The following is a 1,325-nucleotide window of genomic DNA, read 5'->3' on the forward strand; positions in this document are numbered from 1 at the left end:
TGGAGCGGCCCCCAATTCGACCGGACAGGCGGCGCAACCGTGAGGGCCTGGGCGTAAGCCTAGGCGTGCGCCTATGTCGAAGCCCATCGAGCGCGTTGAAATCATCACCGGCCGGGAGCGCCGCCGACGCTACACTGCCGAGGAAAAGGTCCGGCTGGTCGAACAGACCATGCAGCCCGGCATGACGGTCTCCGCCGTCGCCCGGCTCCATGGCGTGTCCCCCAGCCTTCTCTTCGGGTGGAGGCGACGCATGGCCGAGGGTGGCCTGGAGGCGGTCAGAGCCGACGAGGACGTGGTGGCCGCCAGCCGCGTCCGCGAACTCGAGGCGAAGGTGCGTGAGTTGGAGCGCCTCCTCGGGCGCAAGACGATGGAGGCCGAGATCCTCCGCGAGGCGCTGGAACAGGCACGCCCAAAAAAACAGCCGTTGCGCTTGCCGTCGCCGCCACGGGACGGTTCCCGGTGAAGGCCGTGGCCGACACAATCGGCGTCGCCAGGTCCAACTTGGTCGAGAGGCTCCGGCGCCCCGATCGGCCGCGGCGTGGCCCCTACCGCCGTGCCGAGGACGAGGCCGTGCTGGCCGAGATCCGCGCCGTCACCGATGCCCGCCCCACCTACGGCTACCGCCGCGTCACCGCCCTGCTGAACCGCGCCAGGCGGAGCTCCGGCGAACCCCCGCTCAATCACAAGCGCATCTTCCGGCTGATGCGCCTCTCTTCAATGCTTCTTCAGCCCCACACCGGCAGGCGGCCGATCCGCGCCCATGAGGGCACCGTCGTCGCCCCCGCCTCCAATCAGCGCTGGGCCTCCGATGGCCTCGAGATCCCCTGCTGGAACGGCGAGGTCGTGCGCGTCGCCTTCGCCATCGACACCCATGACCGCGAGATCATCGCATGGGTCGCCACCTCCGGCGGCGGCATCTCCGGCGAGATGATCCGCGACATGATGCTGGACTGCGTCGAGCGCCGGTTCGACGCCATCCGCGCCCCGCAGCCCGTCCAGTGGCTCGCTGACAATGGCTCCGCCTACACCGCTGCTGAGACGACCGACTTCGCCGCCGCGCTGAACCTGGTTCCATGCTTCACGCCGGTCCGCAGCCCCGAGAGCAACGGCGTCTGCGAGGCTTTCGTCAAAACCCTGAAGCGCGACTATGCCCGCGTGAACCCCAGGCCGGATGCCATCTCCGTCCTCCAGCAGATCCCCGCCTGGTTCGAGGATTACAACACTATCCACCCGCACTCCGGCTTGCGCATGCGCTCGCCCCGTGAGTTCATCGCCCTGCAGTCAGCCAACCATGCCGCGTGTCCGGTTTGATGGGGGCCACTCCA

At 68.8% G+C, this 1,325-nt stretch carries 1 protein-coding gene; it reads left to right on the forward strand.

Annotation, left to right across the window (positions count from 1 at the left end; translation table 11 throughout):
• The first annotated feature begins 73 nt into the window (after window positions 1-73).
• Window positions 74-1,311 (forward strand): IS3 family transposase gene (locus HEQ75_RS27605; RefSeq protein WP_235962170.1). Its coding sequence is split into 2 segments (ribosomal slippage): window positions 74-410 and window positions 410-1,311, totalling 1,239 coding nucleotides; the frame shifts between segments, so codons are not numbered across the junction.
• The last annotated feature ends 14 nt before the right edge of the window (window positions 1,312-1,325 follow it).

Source organism: Falsiroseomonas selenitidurans (assembly GCF_012103215.1).
GTDB lineage: Bacteria > Pseudomonadota > Alphaproteobacteria > Acetobacterales > Acetobacteraceae > Falsiroseomonas > Falsiroseomonas selenitidurans.